Genomic DNA, 17,980 nt, shown 5'->3' with positions numbered 1-17,980 from the left:
GAAAAGGGGGTCAGTTCGCCTGTTCGCGGGCTTGGAGAATCGCGCGGGCTCTTGCCAGCATGGGTTCGTCGACCATCTGGCCTTCGAAACTAAAGGCCCCGCGTCCCGTGAGGGCGGCCTCGTGCGCGGCGTCCAGCAGCCGCTGGGCACGCCCGACCTCCGCCTCGGTGGGGCCGAAAAACTCGTGCGCCAGGGCCACCTGCGCGGGGTGAATGCACAGCTTGCCGCCGTACCCCAGGGCGCGGCCCTGCGCGGCATCCTCGCGAAAGGCGTCCGGGTCGTTCAGGGCCGTGACCACGATGTCGAGCGCGTGCACCCCGGTGAGCCGAGCGGCGAGGGCCACGTGCGAGCGGGCATACAGCACCTCCAGGTTTCCCGGCGTGCGCAGGCCTCCCAGGTCGGTCGTGTAGTCTTCTGCCCCGAAGTAGGCCCACCTCACGCCCTCTTCCGCCAGAATCTCGCGGGCATTCCAGACCCCCGCGCCTGTCTCCAGCCCGGCGAGAAGGGGGAGGTCTAGCCCCCGCGCCGCCAGCGCCCCCCGCACCCGGCGCACGTCCGCCGCCGCCTCCAGCTTGGGCACAACCACCCCGGCGAGTTCGGGGGTCAGCACCGCGAGGTCGTCCTCAAAAAAGGGCGAGTGCGGCGCGTTCACCCGCACAAACACGGCGAGATGCGGCGCGGCGGCCACGAGGTCGCGGGCCGCGTCGCGGGCGAGCGGGCGGGCTTCGGCCTTGGCCTCCGGGGTCGCGGGCACCGCGTCTTCGAGGTCGATGACGACCGCGTCGGGGCCAGAGCGGGGCAGCTTGGCTATCAGGTCGGCGCGGTTTCCCGGCGCAAAAAGGACGCTGCGGGGGCGCAGGCTGGCGTCTGAAGCAGGCACGTGCCCCAGGATACGGGGCCAGCCCGCCGGGAAGCGAGGTGGCCCCCTGGAGGTGACAGGAGGTGACAGAGTGGAGCCATGACGCCTCCTTTCACGGCCTTCCAACTCGGCCTGTATTCCTTCGGCGACTCCACGCCCAGCCCCGATACCGGGGTCACCCTCAGCCCCGCCCAGCGGATGAAGAACCTGCTGGAGGAGGCCGAACTCGCCGACCAGGTGGGCCTCGACGTCTTCGGGCTGGGCGAGCACCACCGTCCCGACTACCTGGTGTCCTCGCCCGCGACCGTCCTCGCGGCCATGGCGGCCCGCACGCGCTCCATCCGCCTCACAAGCGCGGTGACCGTGTTGGGCACCGACGACCCCGTGCGCGTGTACCAGCAGTTCGCCACCCTGGACCTGCTCTCCGGGGGGCGGGCCGAACTCATGGTGGGGCGCGGCTCCTTTGCTGAATCTTTCCCGCTGTTCCTGGGTGGTATGCCCGCCGACTACGACGCGCTCTTTGCCGAACGGCTGGAGCTGCTCTTGCAGGTGCGCGACCACGAGCACGTCACCTGGCGGGGCCGCACCCGCCCGCCGCTGAACGGAGAAGGAGTCTACCCGCGCCCCGAACGGCCCCTCCCGGTGTGGTTGGCGGTCGGCGGCACACCGTCTTCGGCCCGGCGAGCGGGGACGCTGGGGCTGCCGATGGCGCTGGCGATTATCGGGGGGGCCTACGAACGCTTCGCGCCCTTCGTGCGGCTCCACCGGGACGCGGCTCAAGCCGCCGGGCACGGCGAGCTGCCGCTGGGCATCAACGCGCACGGTTTTCTCGCGGACACGTCCCGTGAGGCCGCCGACCTCGCCTTTCCCGCCCACAGCCTGGTCATGAACCGCCTGGGCCGCGAGCGGGGCTGGGCACCGATGGGCCGCGCCCACTTTGACGCCGAGCGCAGGCTGGGCGGAGCGCTCTTCGTCGGCGACCCAGAGGAGGTGACCGAAAAAATCCTGCACCAGCACGAACTCTTCGGCCACACCCGCTTCCTGATGCAGATGAGCGTGGGCACTCTGCCGCACCGGGCGATGCTGCGCTCTATCGAACTGTTCGGCACCCAGGTCGCGCCCCTGGTGCGAGCAGAGGTGGCGCGGCGCTTGGCTCCGGCGGGGGCCTAAGCTAGCCCCCCAGCGGCGGCGCGGGTTCGATGCCCGTCGCGTACAGGTCGCCGCCCCGCGCCTCCAACCGCACGCGGGGCAGTGGCCCGTTCGCTTTTCCGAAGACGGCCTCGCCCGCCCTGAGGGGGTCAAAGACACTGTAGTGGCAGGGGCAACCCAGTTGCGGGTGCTGGTCCTCGCGGGGCGGGCGGTAGTTGTAGGCAAAGGCCAGTACCTCCGGGTCGCGCACGAGGACCACCGGACAGCCCAGATGCGTGCAGATGCGGCTGTAGGCGGCGTAGTGGCGGCCCCCCTCCACGCTCAGGCCGCCGGGGACCGCCTCCGGCAACCGCAGAGCCACGCAGGGACGACCGTCGTAGGAGAAGGGCACCTCCGCCCACGGGCCGGCCAGCTCGGAGAGCGCGGCCACCCGCACCGCCGCCCCCGGCACGAACTCCGGCGCACCCGCCCTCCGCTTGCCCAGGGTCACCCGCGCGGCGTAGTAGCCCATATACCCGAAGGTGCCCAGCGTGCCCGCGACGGGCAGCACCCACCAGTGCTCCAGCAGGCGGCGACGGCTGAGCTTCACGAGCCTCCCTTTTGCCAGCGCTCCAGCACGTCCAGCAGGGCGGTTAGCTCGTTCGGCTTCAGGTCGGGATAGGCGGGCATGGCCCCCCTGCCCTGCACGATGACTTGCCGCAGCGCGTCGCGCGAGAGGCGAGAGACCCGCAGGTTGGGACCGAGCGCCCCGCCGCCGCCGCTGGCCCCATGGCAACTCGCGCAGCTCGCGGCGTACACGCGCAGGCCGGGATTCGACTCGTTTTGCCGGGCGCGAATGGCGGTGATGGTCTCGTCGGCGTCGCGGCCCGCAGGGTTGAGGGTGCGGTAGCGCTCCAGGGCGGTCAGCGCCGCTTCGTCCTGACCGAAGCGGGCGAGCGCGAAGCCCAGAAAGAGTTGCGACTCGGCGTCGTCGGGGGCGAGCTGCGCGGCGGTGCGCACGAGCAAAAAGGCCTGCCCGGCTTCTTGTTCGCCCAGCGGTTGGCCGTTTTGGGCGGGCCGGGTCAGCAGCAGGATGCCCAGCCGCCGCAGCGCTTCGGGCTGCCGGGGGTCCAGCCGCAGGGCTGCCGCGTACGCGCTCGCCGCCTCGTCATAGCGGCCAGCATCGAAGGCGGCCCGGCCCCAGGCCAGCGCGTCGGCGACCGAGCGGCTGGCCTCGGCGCGGCGGCGCAACTCCGGCAGGGCGAGTGCTTGCTGCACCGCCCCCGCCTCCCGCGGGGTGAGGGCCGCAAGCTGCCAGCGGGGGATGAAGGTCACGGCTCCTGCGGCGGTGACCAGCGCGGCGACGCCCACCCCCAGCAGGGCGAGGCGGCGGGTGGCCCCGGCGCGGCTTGCCGGGGGCGGCGCGGGCGGCAGCGCGTCCAGCGCCCGCAGGGTCAGTGCGGCGCGGCGCTCTAGGTCGGGCCGCCGCCGCTCGTCGGTGAGGGCCGCGAGTTCCCCGTACAGGCGGTCAAGCTCCTGGCGGAGGCGTTCGCGTTCGGGGGCGTCGGGGTCGTCTGGCGCGCCCCTCCCCAGCGGCGAGAGGACCAGCCACAGCGACACCCCCACGATGAGGGCCAGCACAACGAGGCTGAGGGTCATGCTCCCTCCCCCCCCTGCCGCGTCCGCCGCCGCACCTCTGCGAGGTAGGGGTCATAGGGGTCGTCCTCCTCCCCGGCGGTCGTGACGGCAGGGGTGGCTGTCGTCCTGCGCCGCAGGAAGCGCCACAGCACGAAGCCCCCCGCCCCCAGTGCCGCGAGCGGCGCGCCCCACAACAGCAGGCCGACGCCCTCCCTGGGCGGGTTGAGCAGCACGAAGTTGCCGTACCGCGCCGCGAAATAGCTGTAAATCTCCGCGTCCGTGCGCCCCGCCGCCACCTGCTCGCGCACGTCGCGCATCATGTCGCGGCTGAGGTCATTCGTGCTCTGGGTAATCGGCTCCCCGGTGCAGATGGGGCAGCGCAGGTTTTGCCCAATGGCCTCTGCCCGCGCCGCCTGCTCCGGCGTCAGCGCGGCGGCACTACAGAGCACCAGGCTGAAGACCAGCGGCAACAGCCTCCTCGCGGGCGGCTGGCGGCTGGAAATGGACAGCTTCAAATCCCCTTCACCCCTATCTTTTCCAGCCCCACGTTCAGCCGCTCGCGGCTCAGGCCGCCCCGGTCCACGTGGCGGATGGTGCCCGCCTTATCGATAAAGACCGTCTCCGGGATGCCCGTCAGCCCGTAGTTGATGGCGGCCTTGGCACCGGGGTCGCGCAAGTTGGGATAGGCGAGGGCGTACTCGCGGATAAAGGCGCGGGCATTTTCTTCCTTGTTCTCCTGAAAGAGGATGCCCAGGATGGCAAGGCCGCCTTCGCCGCCCCGTTGTTCGCTCAGTTCGCGAAAGAGGGGCGCTTCTTCGCGGCAAGGCCCGCACCAGGAGGCCCAGAAGTTCAGCACCACCGGGCGGCCCCGCAGGGCAGCGAGGCTCACCTGTGCCCCGTCGAGGCTTTCTAGAGTGAAGTCCGGGGCGGGTTTGCCCACCAGCGGGCCGCCGTCGGTGGCGTTGCGCGAGGGGCTGAGCAGCGCCGCGCCCAGCACCGCGACGAGGCCCGCCGCGAGCACGGGCGGCAGCAGCCGCCGCCACAGGGGCGCGGGAGTGGGGGTCTGGTTGGAAAGGGGGGAGAGGTCAGTCATGGTGGGTCACTCGCTGTTCCTGCTTCTCCTTCCCTCCTCGTGGGGGAGGGCCGGGGTGGAGGGGCCTTCGCTCCTGGGTTCATCCTGGGTGCCCTCAATCCGTCGCTGGGGCTGCCCGCAGCGCGGGAGCGCGGGCCGCAGTGCGCCGGGGGGTCACCAGAGTCAGCCCGGCCCCCAGCACGACCAAAGCGGTGCCCCACCAAATCCACGACACCAGTGGGCTTTCGATGAGCCGCACGCTCGCCCAGCGCCCGTCTTCGCCAAAGGCCGTCACGACAAGGTAGGTATCCCCCCACAGGCCGTAACGCACCGCTGGGGCCGGAAAGGGCGTGTCGCCGCCCTGGAGATAGGTGTTGAGCCGGGCTTCAAAGGGCCGCCCGTCAATCTGCACCCGCGCAATCGCTGACTGCCCGTAGGGCTTTTGCTCCACGCGGGTGCTCTCCAGCGCGAGCGTCTCGTGCAGGAGCTGCACCGGGGCCGCGCCCGCGTTCAGGGTGACCTGGGCGTCTTGGCGGTAGGCCGTGGAAAAGGCGATGCCCAGCGCCATCACGACCAGCCCGATATGGGCGAGGTACGCGCCGTAACGCCGGGGCTGCTCGCGGACAAGGCCCAGGAAGCCGCCCCCCCGCTGCCGCAGCGCCCGCCCGGTCAGCAGGCCCAGGCCAACGAGGTTGTACGCCGCCAGCCCCACCGTCGTCAGCACGCCGACCCCACGAATCCCGAAGGCGTAAGCGAGCAGGGCCGCGCCCGCCCCGGCCAGCAGCAGGGGCCGCAGCGCCCGCCACAGGCCCTCGCCCTCGGCCCGCCGCCAGGGCAGCAGCGGCCCCACACCCATCAGAAAGAGCAATCCCAGCCCCAGCGGAATCGCAAAGGCGTTGTAAAAGGCCGGGCCGACCGAGGTGTCGCGCCGTCCCTGCACCGCCTCCACAATCGTGGGAAAGAGGGTGCCCACCAGCACCATGACCGCAAACACCAGAAAGAGCCAGTTGCCCGCCAAGAACGCCCCCTCGCGGCTCAGGGCAGCGGGCGGCTCGCCTTCGTCGCGCAGGTGCGGGGCGCGCCAGGCCGCGAGCAGGGTCCCCGCGACCAGCAGGAACGCGAGGAATCCCAGGAACACTGGTCCCACTGGACCCCCCGCAAAGGCGTGCACGCTCTGCACGATGCCGGAGCGGTTGAGAAAGGTGCCCAGCACCGTGGACGCATAGGCCAGCACAATCAGCCACACGTTCCACGAGCGCATCAGCCCGCGCCGTTCCTGAATCTGGATGCTGTGCAAGAAAGCCGTCGCCAACAGCCAGGGAATAAAAGAAGCATTTTCGACCGGGTCCCAGGCCCAGTATCCGCCCCAGCCCAGCGTCTCGTAGCTCCACCAACCCCCCGCGACGATGGCGGCGGTCAGAAAGGCCCAGGCGGTGAGCGTCCAGCGCCGGGTCACCACGACCCAGTGGTCGGAAAGTCGCCCGGTCACCAGCGCAGCCACCGCGTAGGCAAAGGGCACCGCCAGCCCCACAAAGCCCAGGTACAGCAGCACGGGGTGCACGGCCATCATCCAATGGTTTTGCAGGGCGGGGTTCGGCCCGCGCCCGTCTGCCGGAATCTGCGCGAGCGGGGTAAAGGGGCTCGCGACCGTCGCGCAGACCCCCACAAAAAAGAGCAGGCTGGCATACATCGCCGCCAACGCCCAGGGCCGCAGCGCATCACGGCGCAGGGTCAGGCTGAGGATGAAGGCGTACCCGGCGAGTATCCACGCCCACAGCAAGATGGAGCCTTCCAGCGCCCCCCACAGGCCCGTCACCTTGATCCAAGTGGGGGAGGCCCGCATGGAGTGCTCGGCCACGTACCGTACCGAGAAGTCGTCGCCCAGCAGCGCCGCCATCAGCGTGAGAGTGGACAGGCTGACGAGCGCGAACACCGCCCACACCGCCCGACGCGCCGCCTCGGTGGCCCGCGCGTCGGCCTTCAGCCCGCCGACCACGGCCAGCCACGTTCCGCCCAGCGTGAAGGCCAGCGCCGCCAGCAGCGAGAGCTGGCCCAGCGCCCCCAGCGGGCTGGCGTCAAAGGAAATCAGATTCAGCACGGTACGGGCCGCCTCACTCGGCCTGCCGCAACAGGTCCTTCAGCTCCGCCTGCGTCTGCGGCACGTGGTACTCCTCGGAGTGCTTCACCACAAGTTCAGAGGCGTGGAAGGTCTCCCCCTGGAACTCACCGCGCACCACGACCCCCTGATTTTCCTTGAAGAGGTCGCTCACGGCCCCCCGGTACTGCACCGGAAAGGTGGCGCTGCCGTCGGTCACGTTAAAGCGCAGGTCCAGCGTCTGCGGGTTGTACTCCACGGCCTTGACCAGCCCGCCGATGCGCAGCGGGCGGCCCTCCAGCTCGGCCCGCTGCTGCACGTACTCGCTGGGCGTCACGAAGTATTCCAGGCTCTTGCCCAGGTTTCCAAAGGCCAGGAAGCCCGTCAGGCCCACGAGCGCGAGCACACCCAGCACGGTGGGCAGCGGGTTGCGCTTGCGCCGCCGCGCCTGGGGCAGAGGGGTGGGGGCTGTCATCGCCGGTCCTCCTCGCCCCGCACCTGCCGCAGCCGCCACCACACCCAGCCCAGGTACCCCGCGAGCAGCAGGAAGGTCACGGCGTACACGACCACGACGTATCCGGTGTACTTATCCACGCAAGGCCTCCATGCTCTTCAGGTCTTCCATCAGTTCGCGTTCCTCGCGGGCCTCCTCGCGAGCGGCCAGAATGCCGCGCACCCGCAGCAGGTAGGCGTACAGCAGCGTAAAGGCGAGGGTCGCGACGAGCAGCACCCAGCCGTAGATGGGCGCGGCGTCAAAGCGAATGCCTCCTAGCAGCTTCAAGGTCTGCGTCTGGTGCACCCCGCGCCACCACTCCACCGCCATGTAGTTGATGGGCACGTACAGGGTGCCCACCAGCCCCACCACGGCGGCCACGCGGGCGCGGCGGTCGGGGTCGTCTATCAGCGAGCGAATCAAGAGGTAGCCGCCGTAGATCACCAGGCTCAGGGCAGTGGTCGTCAGCCGGGCGTCCCACACCCAGTACGCGCCCCAGGTCGGCTTGGCCCACAGCATCCCCCCCACGATGGTGGACACCGTAAAGAGCACGCCAATCTCGGCGCTCGCCAGCGCGAGGCGGTCCCAGCGGCGCTGCCGGGTCAGCAGGTACAGCAGCCCGAACAGGCCGGTGCCGCCGTAGGCGAGGTAACTCAGCCACGCGCTGGGGACATGCACGAAAAACAGACGCACCAGCGACCCCTGGTTGACATCCAGCGGCGCACTCAGGCCGAGCGCTATGGCCACCCCCAGGCTCAGCAGGGTGGCGAGGCCCAGCCCCGTCGTCACGCGGTCTTGTTTCATCTCAGCTCCCTATTCTGACCTGTGCCCACTTCCTCTCCCATGAGGCCCGCAGGCGCAGGAATCCTTCGTATTCAGAAGATTGCGTCTCCGGGGATGAGGGGGCAAGTGCGAGTGTCCCCGGTGGGGAAGAGGGCCGCTCAGCTCGGAGGTCTTTCTCGCTGGCGGCTGGCGGCGGCTTGCTGGTACCGTAAATGCCCAGCCGCTTTCCCCCTTTGCCCCTTCCCCGGAGGCCCCATGAAGCGTTCCCGCGTTTTGCCCCTGCTGGCCCTCGCTGCTCTGTCGGCGGCCATGCTCGCAGCCTGTGCGCCCGCCGCGACCGCCCCCGCCGCGCCGCCCTCCGACCCCACGAGCTACCGCCCCGCCGACGTGACTGTTCCCGTGCCCGGCATTGGTGAGGTGGGCCGCTGGATGATTGCCAAAGACCTTGCCCCCGCGACCTGGCTGGGCGAGAAGGTGGGCGGGCGCACCCTGCGCGAGCCTATCAATGTTCTGCTGATAGACCGGGGTGCCCGCACCCCCCAGGAGGCCACCACGCGCCTGCTCGCCGCGATGCGGGCCGCCGGGTATCCCCCGCGCGGCGGCCACTCCACCGGCTACTGGGGCGAGGTCGGCGGGCAGCTCTATCCCATGCTGCCCACCGGCAAGGGGGAAGCCTTCAGCGACGCTCCCTTCTGGCTGCCCAACAACCACGGGCGCGTTTTTGGCCCAGTTGTGGTGGAGGGCGGCTACGCCTTTACCGGGGCCTTCAGCCTGGAGGGGGTGCGCGTCTATCCCACCCTGGGCCACCCTTACCGTTCCTTCCAGGTGGCTCGTGAGGACCTCGCGGACAAGCTGAATACCGCCTCGTTCTACAAACGCGCCGGGTATGTGGACATGGGGTCGCGCCTCGACACGCCGACCGAAACGACCGGGGACCACGACGGGCGGGCGGTGCTGCTGGTGGCGGGGGGATAGGGCTACCCCTCCACCGCAAACCCGAACAGCAGGGTTGCCAAAATCACTGTGCCCACGTCAAAGCCCGCCAGAAAGACCAGCCAGGTCGTGACCTCGTCCGACCAGCCGTCTGCGAGGAGGAGGCCCGTCGCCTTGACGGTGGCAATGACCACGGGCACGAGGATGGGAAAGGCCAGCGCGGGCAGCAGGGCTTCTCTGGCCCGCAGATTGACCGTGATGGCGCTGTAAAAGGTGGTCCCCGCCCCGAGGCCCAGGATGCCCAGCCCCGTCACGAGGAAAAGCGCCCCCCACGGCACCCCCTGCCCGGCTCCCGCCGCCCCGAACAGCAGCAGCCCGGTGGGCAGGGTGAAGGCCGCCACCACCGCGAGCGGCCCCAACACCCCCAGCAGCTTGCCCAGGTACAGCGCCCCGTGCGGCCCCGGATACAGCAGCAGTTGCTCCAGCGCTCCCGCCTCCTGCTCCTGCGCAAAAGCCCGCCCCGCCCCCACCGCCGCCGCGAGCGCGAGGGCGGTCCACACCGCCCCTGCCGCCAGCCCCGCCGTCTGCGTGGGGGTGCGACCTGCCGTGTCCCCGCCCAGCGCGAGGCCCAGCACCAGCAGCACCAGCCCGGCAAAAAAGGCGGTGGCGAGCAGCGTGTCGCGCGTTCGCCCGGCCACCCGCAGGTCCTTGGCCGCGACGGTGAGGGCGGATTTCACGCCTCCTCCAGTGTGCCGCCCGCCAGCCGCAGCGCCCGTGGGGCCACTCGCCGCGCCAGCCCCGGCTCATGCGCGGCGACCACCAGCGTCACGCCCCGCGCCGCGAGGTCGCCCAGCAGCTCCAGCACCAGCGCCCGCCCCCCCTCGTCGAGGTTGGCGAAGGGTTCATCCACCAGCGTGACCGGGCGGGCCAGCAGCCAGGCCCGTACCAGCGCCAGCCGCTTGCGCATCCCCGCCGAGAGGAACCGCGCCCGCCGTCCCGCCACGCCCGCCAGCCCCACCCGCGTGAGCGCCCTCGCCACGTCGCCGGGCTGCCCGTGCATCCGCAGGGCAAAGGCCAGATTCTCGGCGCAGGTCAGGTCCGGGTATAGCCCCCCATCCACCGGCATGAGGTGAACGTGCTCGCGCACCGCCCGCCCGTCACGCAGGTCATAGCCCAGCACCCGCCCCTCGCCCCGCGTGGGCCGCAGCCCCGACGCGAGCACCCGCAGCAGCGTGGTCTTGCCCGCGCCGTTCTCGCCGAGCAGTGTCACGCCCTCCCCGACGGGCACGTCCAGCGTCACCCCCCGCAGGATGACCTCGCGGCCCAGCCGCAGCCAGAGACCGCGGAGCTGGAGGGCGTAGGGGCGTGTGGCGTGTGGCGTGTCGCCTGTGGAGGGGACCGGGGAAGCTGGACTCCGGCTCATGGGGAGTGGGTCATCCCCGAACCGGCAAAAGCAGAGGGAGAGGCTGGAGTCTTCTCCCTCCACGAGCTACAGGCTACGAGCGACACGCCCCTCACACCCTCAGCCACGCGGGCATCACCTCATAGAAAAAGGCCGCCAGCCGCGCGAACTGCCCGGTCAGCATCAGCACGCCGACGAGCACGAGGACCGCGCCGCCCACCTTTTCAAAGACGCCCGCGTACCGATTCAGGCGGCGCAGGTTGAGGCGGTCCCACAGCAGCGCCGCGAGCAAAAAGGGGACGGCCAGCCCCAGGGTATAGGCGGCGAGCAAGACCACCCCCGTGCCCAGGCTGGCGGTACTGGCGGCCAATCCCAGGATGCTCCCCAGCGCCGGGCCGAGGCACGGACTCCACCCGAAGGCAAACGCGGCCCCCAGCGCAACGGGGCCGTACCCCCCCGCATGCGCCAGCGCCCGCGTGTCGCGCATCAGGAAGGGAAGGCGCACCACCCCCAGCATCACCAGCCCGAAAAAGAGGATGAGGACCGCCGCGACCTGTCCCAGCAGCAGCTTGTGCGGCGCGAGGATGGCCCCCAGCGTGCTCGCGGTCGCCCCCAGCGCGATGAAGACCAGCCCAAAACCCAGGATGAACCCCAGCGCCCGCCCCCAGGGTGCCCGTGCCCCCCCGATGACCCCCAGGTAGCTGGGCACGAGCGGCAGCACGCAGGGACTCAGAAAAGAAATCAGCCCCGCCAAAAAGGCCACCGTGAGGGTTGGGGCACCCGGAGCGGTCAACATGGGCCGAGTCTAGCGGGGCGGGGGAGGGCCGGGCGTCCCCCCTGTGGGCAGCCTCGCGGTCGCGCCCGCCTTCCGCGCCTACCCTGGGGTCATGCCCGCCGAGCGCCCGGTCCTCCTCTTCGTCTACAACGCCGACGGCGGCCCCCTCAACGGGCTGAAGGACCTGTGGCACAAGACCGTCTCGCCCCAGACCTATGCCTGCTCGCTGTGCGCGGTGACCTATGGGCCGCTGGGGATGCGGCGCGAGTGGCGCGACTTCGTGCGTGGGCTGGGGCGCGAGGTTCGCTTCCTCCACCGCGACGAACTGGCCGCCGAGTTCGGCCTGCGGGACGTGCCGCTCCCCGCCGTCTACGAACTGAGGCCGGATGACACCCTGCAAGAGTGGCTTCCGGCCTCCGAACTGCGGGCGGTGACGACGCTCAAGGACCTGATGCGGCGGGTGGCTGAACGGGCGCAGGCACCTCAGCCGATATTCAGCCCCACGTCGAACGTCGCTCGGTAGCCCTGCTCCGGGCTGCCTGTCAGGCTCAGCAGGAGCTGATTGCCGCCGTTGCGGTAGATGCCGTCCTGGGCGTTGAGCGTGGTGCGCCGCCCCTTGCGGTTGTAAGGGACGCGGGCGTGCACCCGGTCGGTGACCTCCTCCGGGAAGAAGAGCTGCGAGGTGAACTCGCCCGTCACCCGCCCCGCCGCGTCGAGGGGCCGCAGCTTGAAGTGGATGTGGACTGCCCGGCCCGGATACCACCCCGGATAGACGGTGGTGAAGGTGGCCCGCCCCCGCGCGTCCGTGACCTGCGCACCGCGCAGAAAGTCCCCGGTATTGCCCGCAACGCCGGAGTACACGCCCAGCGCGTCACACTGCCACACATCCACCAACACGTTTTGGCGGGGTGTGCAGCCGCCCACCGCCACCCGCGACGTCACGAACTCCAGCGTCAGCGGCACGCCCGCGCTCACCTGCCCGGTCGTGGTGTCCCGGCGGATGTCGCTCCGGCGCAGTCCCTCGTCCACGTAAAACGGCCCCTCGGTCATGGCGGGGCGCACCACGCAGCCGGGCAGCCCGGTCACGCCGCTCGTGCCCGCGCTGGTGCCGCCCGCTCCCCGCTGGGCCAGCACCCCGCCCGCCGCCAGCGCCGCCGCGCCCCCCAGCCCCAGCAGCCGCAGGGCCTGGCGGCGGCCCAGCAGGGTGCCAATCATCTCGTCATCGTTGTCGTCAGCCGGGTGCGGGGGATTCAGATTCATAGGACACCTCCTTGAAGGGTGCCCTCAGCGTAGGGGCGGGCGGTTAGAGGGGGGTTGGAGGAAAGAGTTGCCGGTGGAGGGCCGGGAGGCGCACTCCGGCGCGGCACCAATCACGGCGCGGGGGCGGCCCTCCCCCCAGAAGGCCGCCCCCACACGGAGGTGAGAAAGGGAGGCTTAGGCCCCCGCTGCCTGCGCGGGCTTCTTGCGCCGCGCTCGCCATTCTTCCAGCCACACGACGGTGGGGGCCACAATGTAAATCGAGGAGTAGGTGCCCACCAGAATCCCGACGAGCAGGATGAGGGCGAAGTCGCGCAGCACCGGACCGCCCAGCACCAAGAGGCTGACGAGGGGCAGCATCGCGCTGATGGAGGTCATCACCGTGCGCGAGAGCGTCTGATTGATGGAGGTGTTGACAATCTCGCGGTAGCTCGCCCCGCGCATCACCCGCAAGTTTTCGCGGATGCGGTCCGAGATGATGATCGAGTCGTTGAGCGAGTAGCCCAGCAGCGTGAGCAGCGCGGCCACCGTGCCCACCGAGAACTCCAGCCCCAGCAGGCTAAAGAGGCCCACCGCAATCGCGACGTCGTGCAGCGCGGCCAGGACGCTGCCCAGGCCCATCGTGAAGTCAAAGCGGAAGCCCACATACACCAGGATGAGGCCCAGCCCCAACAGCGCCGCGAGCGCGGTGTTGCGGGTGAGTTCCTGGCCGACCGCGGGACCGACCGTCTCGCGGGCGAGCACCTGAGCGCCCGGCAACTCGCCGATGGCCGCACTGAGCCGGTCGGCCTCGGCGGCGGTGAGTTCGGGCACCTTCACGGTGTACTGCACGCCCCCCGCGACGGGCGTCAGCTCACGCTGAATGGTCGAGTTTTGGGGAGTCACCTTCTGCACGCCCGCGCCCGTCACGGCCCCGCGCACCTGGTCGGTCGTGGTCTCCGCCGGGGTGCGCACCGTCAGGGTGGTGCCGGACGTAAAGTCCACCCCGTAGTTCAGGCCCTTCGTCGCCAGCAGCACCCCGCCCCCCAGCGCGAGCAGCAGGCTGAGGGTGGTCACGACCGGCGCAGCCCGCATGAAGTTGATGTTCGGCTTGCCGATGCGGGTAGGAGCCGAAATGTTCGGCTTGCGCTGGGCAAGCCACTGCATGAACCACTTCGCAAAGACCAGGTTGGAGAACGTCGAGATGACCACGCCGATGATGAGCGTGAGCGCGAAGCCCTTGACCGCGCCCGTCGAGTAGTTGTAGAGCGCGACCGCCGAGAGAATCTGCGCGGTGTTTACGTCGAGCACGGCCACGGTGGACTGCTCGTATCCGGCCCCGATGGCGTTCCGGATGCCCTTGCCCCGGCGCATCTCTTCCTTGATGCGCTCAAAGGACACCACGTTGCCGTCGACCGCGCCGCCGATGGTGAGCACCAGCCCCGCGATGCCCGGCAGCGTCAGCGTGACCCCGAAGCCGCCCAGCGCCCCCAGAATCACGACCGCCGAGAAGAGCAGGCCCAGCGCCCCGACCAGCCCAAACCAGAAGCCGTAGTACAAGAACAGCATGGCGAACACCAGCACGATGCCCACCGCCGAGGCGATGGCCCCGCTGCGAATCGCGTCTGCGCCCAGCGTCGGGCCGATGGCGCGTTCGGCTTCCGTCTTGATGGCGATGGGCAGCGCCCCCGATTGCAGCACCAGGGCGAGCTGGCTGGCTTCCTCCGCATCGAAGTCCCCGGTAATCTGCACGTCGCGGAAAAGCCGCTGCTGAATGGTCGCGACCGACTGAATCTGGCCGTCCAGCACGACCGCCATCAGCTTGCCGACGTTCTGCCCGGTGAAGTCCCCGAAGGTCTTGGCACCCGCTTCGGTGTTCTGGAAGGTCACCACCCAGCGCCCGGTCGTGGGGTCGGTGGTCGCCTGCGCCCGCTCGATGACCTCACCGGTCGCCAGCACCGGGCCGAGGTCGTCCAGGGTGTAGCCGCCTGTCGCGGGCCGCTGCTGCGCAAGGGTCGGGTCCGGCTGCGCCCCGTCCCGCACGATGCGGAACTCTAGCCGCGCCGTTTGCCCGATGATGTCCCGCGCCCGCTGCTGCACGGCGGGGGTGGCCCCCGGAATCTCGACCACCACGCGCTTGCCGCCCGCCACCGTGACGGTCGGCTCGGCCACACCGAGGGCGTTGATGCGGTTTTCGATCACGGTCTTCACCCGGTCGAGTTCCTCGCGGGTGGCATTGGGGTTTTCCGGAGCGAGTTCGATGCGTAGGCCGCCCTTGAGGTCGAGGCCCAGCGTCATGAACTGGTAATCCTTGCTCCAGAGCGTCCAGAGGTTCTGGGGATGTTCCCAGGGACGCCAGATGTACAGCAGGCCGCCCAGCAGGGTCAGCAGTAGCAGCAGCGCCGTCCAGGGATTGGGCTTGCCCGCCGGGGCCGGACGCCGGGGCGGGGGCCGCCGATTCCGGTTGCGGTTGGGATTGGAATAGGTCACGCGAAGAACTCCTAGGGAAAGGCAAGAGCAAGAAAAAAATAGGACTCTAGAGAAATATCGGGGCCAAGGCGGGGGAGGATTAGCCCCCATCCGTCTGCCGCCGCCCCAGCAGGGCGAGGCTGAGCGGTCGCCGGAAGGCCCCCTCGGCGCGGGGGGGCGCGGTGCCCGCCCACTGCGGCGGTGGCTGCCAGCGGGGTGCGGGCGGCGTGCCCAGGGGCAGGCCCCCCGGTCCCGCGGGGGCCGGAGCAGGAGCGGCGCGAAACTCCGGCAACGCCGGGGCGACCGGAACTGCCGCCACACGCGGGCCGGAACCGCCCTCCGCCGGAGCGGGCGCTTGCTGGCCCAGCAGCACCGCGAGCACCGACAGCAGCGTCAAGACCCCCGGCCACGCCCGCAGCGCCGCCCCCCACCCCCTCAGGGAAAGCGGGCGGCAGCGGTCGGCGGGGGGCTGAGACATGGCAGGAAGGGAAAGAAGCGCGGCGGTCCCGCGCAGCGTCCCGGAGCATAGCAAAGGCCCGATGAAGAAACCGGGGGCGTTGTCCGGCTCTGCCGGAGCGCTGCTCTAGCCCCCGCTTAACCGTTTCCCGTCACCCTGCCGCTGACCCGGTGAAGTCCGCCGGGCAAAGGTCCATCGCGTAGGAGTGACCCCATGAGCAAATCCAACCGTCCAGCCTTGTTCGTCCTTGCAGCGCTGCCCTTTACCGCGGGCCTGGTGCTGGCAGCAAGCGGAAATACGCCGTCTGCCCAGACACAGACGCCCCAGCAGTCGCAGGCCCAGCCGCAGACCAGCGGCACCAACTACGCGCAGGTCTATCTCCAAAAGCTCGCGGCGGCCCTCGGCGTGAGCACCGAGCGCCTGCGGGCAGCAGCGCTCGCGGCGGGCAACGCCACCGTAGACCAAGCGCTGGGTGCCGGAGACCTCTCCGCCGAGGGAGCGGCCCGCCTCAAGGAGCGACTCCAGCAAGACCCCCTGCGCTTCGGCCTGGGCCGGGGTGCCCTTGGACGCGGTGACCACGAGCGTGGCCCCGGCAAACACGGTGCCGCGCACGGCCTGCGCCACCAGCACGGCGAACCGGGCCAGGGCCGCGGCACCCCCGCGCCCGCGCCGAAGCCCAGCGGCGCAGGGGGCACGGGCACCTGACCCCCATCGCGGTTCATGTCCAAAGGGCGGCCCCCATCGGGAGACCGCCCTTTTTCCTTTTGACTGGCTGATGCGAGTGCCTGGCCGCTGGCCGCTTGCGTTACACCTGCTCGACTTCCACCAGTTCGCTCGCCTCGATGAGGTCGCCGACTTCCACGGCGTCCCAGTCGAGGTTGATGCCGCACTCGTAGCCCGCTTGCACCTCGCGGACGTCGTCTTTGAAGCGCTTGAGGCCGACGATGGTGCCCTCGTAGACGACCTGCTTGCCGCGGGTGACCTTGGCCTTGGCGTTGCGGCGCAACAGCCCGTCGGTGACATAGGACCCGGCGATGTTGCCGCTCTTGGGGTGCCGAATGACCATGCGGACCTCGGCGCGGCCCAGGTACCGTTCCTCGAAAACGGGGTCGAGGTTGCCCTTAATCAGGCGGTCCACCTCGTCAATGAGTTCGTAGATGATGCGGAAGGACTTGATGTCGATGCCCTTGGCGTCGGCGACCTTCTTGACGCTGCCCGAAGGGGTCACGCTGAAGCACAGGATGGTCGCGTCCGCCGTCGAGGCGAGCAGCACGTCTCCTTCGGTGGGGGCACCGATGCCCGCCAGCATGACGTTGAGCTTGACGTCATCGCTCTCCTTGCGGGCCAGGATGCCTTGGATGGCCTCCAGGCTGCCCTGGGTGTCGGCCCGCAAAATCAGGTTGACGGTGCGCGTCTCGCCGAGTTCGCCCATCATCTCTTCGAGGGTCAGGCGGCGGCGTTCGCGGGCGTTTTCCGCGTCGCGGCGCTCCTCGGCTCGCTGCGCGATGACCTCGCGGGCGGCATGCTCATTTTTCGCGCTCAGGACCGTCTCGCCGCTGGCCGGAGCCTCCGAAAAGCCCAGCACCTGCACCGGAGTGCTTGGCCCGGCCTCCTTGATGCGGGTGCCGTTAGAGTCGGTCATCGCCTTGATTTTGCCGTAGCTCTCGCCCACCACCAGGAAATCCCCAACCCGCAGGGTGCCCTGCTGCACCATCACGGTCGCGAGCACGCCCGCTTGGCGGTCGACCCGGCTCTCGATGATGACCCCCCGGAACTCGCCCTTGGGGTCGGCCCGCAGGTCTTCGAGTTCGGCGGTCAGGCTGATGTACTCCAGCAGGTCTTCGACGCCCTCGCCCGTCTTGGCGCTCACGGGCACAACCACGAGGTCGCCGCCGTACTCTTCGGGCACGAGGTTGAGTTGGGTGAGGTCCGTCTTGACCTTTTCGGGGTCGGCTTGTGGCAGGTCCACCTTGTTAATCGCCACAATCATAGGCACCTTCGCCGCCTGCGCGTGCGCGATGGCCTCGCGGGTTTGCGGCATCAGGCTGTCGTCGGCGGCAATCACGATGATTGCGATGTCCGCGACATTGGCCCCGCGCGCGCGGATGGTTGTAAAGGCCTCGTGGCCGGGCGTGTCGATAAAGACGATGCGGCCCTTGCTGGTCTGCGCCTCAAACGCGCCGACGTGCTGGGTGATGCCGCCCGCTTCCTTGGCGGCCACCTTCGTCTTGCGGATGTAGTCGAGCAAGGAGGTTTTGCCGTGGTCGACGTGCCCCATGATGGTGACCACCGGGGCGCGGTGAGGCAGCTCTGGGGCAGCGGGAGCCGCTTCCGGCTCGCGCTCGGCGGTCGCGGTGGCGCTCGCCGCGCTCGGAGCCGGGGCCGCCTCCGGAGCCTTTGCCGGGGCCAGGCGCGGCTCCGGCGTGCTTTCGGGGGCAGCGGCGCTGGCCTCGGCAGGAGCCGCCCCCGCCGCCGCGTCCTCTTCCAGAATCTGCTTAATCAGCTCGACGGTGTCTTCTTCGATGGTGCTGCTCACGCTTTTGTAGGACACGCCGAGGCCGTCGAGAATCTCCAGCATTCTGTGGTTGTCCACGCCCAAATCCTTGGCGAGGGTGTAAATCCGAACTTTTGACATGCTCA

The 17,980-nt window shown here is 70.0% G+C and carries 20 protein-coding genes; 4 read left to right on the top strand and 16 right to left on the bottom strand.

What is annotated here, in order from left to right; genetic code table 11:
- Nucleotides 1–10: 10 nt before the first annotated feature.
- Complete coding sequence (locus tag H565_RS0109475; RefSeq protein ID WP_027460806.1) at nt 11–880, bottom strand: HpcH/HpaI aldolase/citrate lyase family protein; 870 nt, start codon at nt 878–880, stop codon at nt 11–13.
- Between the two features lie 78 nt (nt 881–958).
- On the opposite strand from H565_RS0109475, the gene H565_RS0109470 reads away from it, so the two are divergent.
- A complete protein-coding gene (locus H565_RS0109470; RefSeq protein WP_027460805.1) occupies nt 959–2,029 on the top strand; it encodes an LLM class flavin-dependent oxidoreductase in 1,071 nt (356 codons plus the stop codon).
- Between the two features lies 1 nt (nt 2,030).
- Here H565_RS0109470 and H565_RS0109465 read toward each other — a convergent pair whose 3' ends face one another.
- The 8 genes from H565_RS0109465 to ccsA all read right to left on the bottom strand — a co-directional run bounded on the left by H565_RS0109465 (nt 2,031) and on the right by ccsA (nt 8,089).
- Entirely contained in the window at nt 2,031–2,597 is a 567-nt protein-coding gene (locus tag H565_RS0109465) for a Rieske 2Fe-2S domain-containing protein (protein ID WP_027460804.1), read from the bottom strand.
- A complete protein-coding gene (locus tag H565_RS0109460; protein WP_027460803.1) occupies nt 2,594–3,646 on the bottom strand; it encodes a c-type cytochrome in 1,053 nt (350 codons plus the stop codon). Before H565_RS0109460 ends, H565_RS0109465 begins: the two co-directional genes overlap by 4 nt.
- Complete coding sequence (locus H565_RS0109455; RefSeq protein WP_235204167.1) at nt 3,643–4,140, bottom strand: cytochrome c-type biogenesis protein; 498 nt, start codon at nt 4,138–4,140, stop codon at nt 3,643–3,645. Before H565_RS0109455 ends, H565_RS0109460 begins: the two co-directional genes overlap by 4 nt.
- Nucleotides 4,137–4,718, bottom strand: a complete 582-nt coding sequence (locus H565_RS0109450; RefSeq protein ID WP_027460801.1) for a TlpA family protein disulfide reductase — start codon at nt 4,716–4,718, stop codon at nt 4,137–4,139. The genes H565_RS0109455 and H565_RS0109450 overlap by 4 nt, the downstream gene beginning before the upstream one ends.
- Nucleotides 4,719–4,812: 94 nt before the next feature.
- The gene (locus H565_RS0109445; protein ID WP_027460800.1) at nt 4,813–6,795 is read right to left on the bottom strand and encodes a heme lyase CcmF/NrfE family subunit; all 1,983 of its coding nucleotides are present in this window, start codon (nt 6,793–6,795) and stop codon (nt 4,813–4,815) included.
- A 13-nt stretch (nt 6,796–6,808) separates the two neighbouring features.
- Nucleotides 6,809–7,267, bottom strand: coding sequence for a cytochrome c maturation protein CcmE (gene ccmE / locus H565_RS0109440; RefSeq protein ID WP_027460799.1), 459 nt, complete (start codon nt 7,265–7,267; stop codon nt 6,809–6,811).
- On the bottom strand, nt 7,264–7,386 hold the full coding sequence (ccmD, locus tag H565_RS16095; protein WP_084542945.1) for a heme exporter protein CcmD: 123 nt from the start codon (nt 7,384–7,386) through the stop codon (nt 7,264–7,266). The genes ccmE and ccmD overlap by 4 nt, the downstream gene beginning before the upstream one ends.
- Nucleotides 7,379–8,089, bottom strand: a complete 711-nt coding sequence (ccsA, locus tag H565_RS0109430) for a cytochrome c biogenesis protein CcsA (protein WP_027460798.1) — start codon at nt 8,087–8,089, stop codon at nt 7,379–7,381. The genes ccmD and ccsA overlap by 8 nt, the downstream gene beginning before the upstream one ends.
- 234 nt (nt 8,090–8,323) lie before the next feature.
- Between ccsA and H565_RS0109425 the strand changes: the two genes are divergently transcribed.
- Nucleotides 8,324–9,043, top strand: coding sequence for a hypothetical protein (locus H565_RS0109425; RefSeq protein ID WP_027460797.1), 720 nt, complete (start codon nt 8,324–8,326; stop codon nt 9,041–9,043).
- 2 nt (nt 9,044–9,045) lie between these two features.
- Here H565_RS0109425 and H565_RS0109420 read toward each other — a convergent pair whose 3' ends face one another.
- The 3 genes from H565_RS0109420 to H565_RS0109410 all read right to left on the bottom strand — a co-directional run bounded on the left by H565_RS0109420 (nt 9,046) and on the right by H565_RS0109410 (nt 11,199).
- On the bottom strand, nt 9,046–9,738 hold the full coding sequence (locus H565_RS0109420; protein ID WP_027460796.1) for a heme exporter protein CcmB: 693 nt from the start codon (nt 9,736–9,738) through the stop codon (nt 9,046–9,048).
- Entirely contained in the window at nt 9,735–10,424 is a 690-nt protein-coding gene (locus H565_RS0109415; RefSeq protein WP_027460795.1) for an ABC transporter ATP-binding protein, read from the bottom strand. Before H565_RS0109415 ends, H565_RS0109420 begins: the two co-directional genes overlap by 4 nt.
- A gap of 91 nt (nt 10,425–10,515) precedes the next feature.
- Entirely contained in the window at nt 10,516–11,199 is a 684-nt protein-coding gene (locus H565_RS0109410) for a cytochrome c biogenesis CcdA family protein (protein ID WP_027460794.1), read from the bottom strand.
- A 91-nt stretch (nt 11,200–11,290) separates the two neighbouring features.
- Here H565_RS0109410 and H565_RS15020 point away from each other — a divergent pair, with 91 nt between their 5' ends.
- Complete coding sequence (locus H565_RS15020) at nt 11,291–11,701, top strand: hypothetical protein (protein ID WP_051363528.1); 411 nt, start codon at nt 11,291–11,293, stop codon at nt 11,699–11,701.
- On the opposite strand, the gene H565_RS0109400 is transcribed toward H565_RS15020, so the two are convergent.
- The 3 genes from H565_RS0109400 to H565_RS15015 all read right to left on the bottom strand — a co-directional run bounded on the left by H565_RS0109400 (nt 11,662) and on the right by H565_RS15015 (nt 15,361).
- A complete protein-coding gene (locus tag H565_RS0109400; protein WP_027460793.1) occupies nt 11,662–12,438 on the bottom strand; it encodes an intradiol ring-cleavage dioxygenase in 777 nt (258 codons plus the stop codon). The genes H565_RS15020 and H565_RS0109400 overlap by 40 nt on opposite strands.
- Nucleotides 12,439–12,612: 174 nt before the next feature.
- Nucleotides 12,613–14,904, bottom strand: a complete 2,292-nt coding sequence (gene secD / locus H565_RS0109395; protein ID WP_027460792.1) for a protein translocase subunit SecD — start codon at nt 14,902–14,904, stop codon at nt 12,613–12,615.
- A gap of 79 nt (nt 14,905–14,983) precedes the next feature.
- Nucleotides 14,984–15,361, bottom strand: a complete 378-nt coding sequence (locus tag H565_RS15015) for a hypothetical protein (protein WP_051363527.1) — start codon at nt 15,359–15,361, stop codon at nt 14,984–14,986.
- Nucleotides 15,362–15,553: 192 nt separating this feature from the next.
- On the opposite strand from H565_RS15015, the gene H565_RS15010 reads away from it, so the two are divergent.
- Nucleotides 15,554–16,045, top strand: a complete 492-nt coding sequence (locus H565_RS15010; RefSeq protein ID WP_157468982.1) for a hypothetical protein — start codon at nt 15,554–15,556, stop codon at nt 16,043–16,045.
- A 100-nt stretch (nt 16,046–16,145) separates the two neighbouring features.
- Here the strand turns inward: H565_RS15010 and infB are convergent, their stop codons facing one another.
- The gene (gene infB / locus H565_RS0109380) at nt 16,146–17,975 is read right to left on the bottom strand and encodes a translation initiation factor IF-2 (protein WP_027460791.1); all 1,830 of its coding nucleotides are present in this window, start codon (nt 17,973–17,975) and stop codon (nt 16,146–16,148) included.
- Between the last annotated feature and the right edge of the window lie 5 nt (nt 17,976–17,980).

It is taken from the genome of Deinococcus murrayi DSM 11303 (genome assembly GCF_000482805.1).
GTDB classification, from domain to species: Bacteria; Deinococcota; Deinococci; order Deinococcales; family Deinococcaceae; genus Deinococcus; species Deinococcus murrayi.
Note: the sequence above shows the minus strand (reverse complement) of the source record. Positions and strands in the feature narration are given on the sequence as shown.

Excerpts from the sequence above, each read along its gene's own strand:
- H565_RS15010 (WP_157468982.1), top strand. The coding sequence starts at position 15,554 with ATGAGCAAATCCAACCGTCCAGCCTTGTTCGTCCTTGCAGCGCTGCCC.
- H565_RS15020 (WP_051363528.1), top strand. The coding sequence starts at position 11,291 with ATGCCCGCCGAGCGCCCGGTCCTCCTCTTCGTCTACAACGCCGACGGC.
- H565_RS15015 (WP_051363527.1), bottom strand. The coding sequence starts at position 15,361 with ATGTCTCAGCCCCCCGCCGACCGCTGCCGCCCGCTTTCCCTGAGGGGG.
- H565_RS0109400 (WP_027460793.1), bottom strand. The coding sequence starts at position 12,438 with ATGAATCTGAATCCCCCGCACCCGGCTGACGACAACGATGACGAGATG.
- H565_RS0109460 (WP_027460803.1), bottom strand. The coding sequence starts at position 3,646 with ATGACCCTCAGCCTCGTTGTGCTGGCCCTCATCGTGGGGGTGTCGCTG.
- H565_RS0109450 (WP_027460801.1), bottom strand. The coding sequence starts at position 4,718 with ATGACTGACCTCTCCCCCCTTTCCAACCAGACCCCCACTCCCGCGCCC.
- H565_RS0109415 (WP_027460795.1), bottom strand. The coding sequence starts at position 10,424 with ATGAGCCGGAGTCCAGCTTCCCCGGTCCCCTCCACAGGCGACACGCCA.
- H565_RS0109470 (WP_027460805.1), top strand. The coding sequence starts at position 959 with ATGACGCCTCCTTTCACGGCCTTCCAACTCGGCCTGTATTCCTTCGGC.
- H565_RS0109425 (WP_027460797.1), top strand. The coding sequence starts at position 8,324 with ATGAAGCGTTCCCGCGTTTTGCCCCTGCTGGCCCTCGCTGCTCTGTCG.
- ccmE (WP_027460799.1), bottom strand. The coding sequence starts at position 7,267 with ATGACAGCCCCCACCCCTCTGCCCCAGGCGCGGCGGCGCAAGCGCAAC.
- ccsA (WP_027460798.1), bottom strand. The coding sequence starts at position 8,089 with ATGAAACAAGACCGCGTGACGACGGGGCTGGGCCTCGCCACCCTGCTG.
- infB (WP_027460791.1), bottom strand. The coding sequence starts at position 17,975 with ATGTCAAAAGTTCGGATTTACACCCTCGCCAAGGATTTGGGCGTGGAC.
- H565_RS0109410 (WP_027460794.1), bottom strand. The coding sequence starts at position 11,199 with ATGTTGACCGCTCCGGGTGCCCCAACCCTCACGGTGGCCTTTTTGGCG.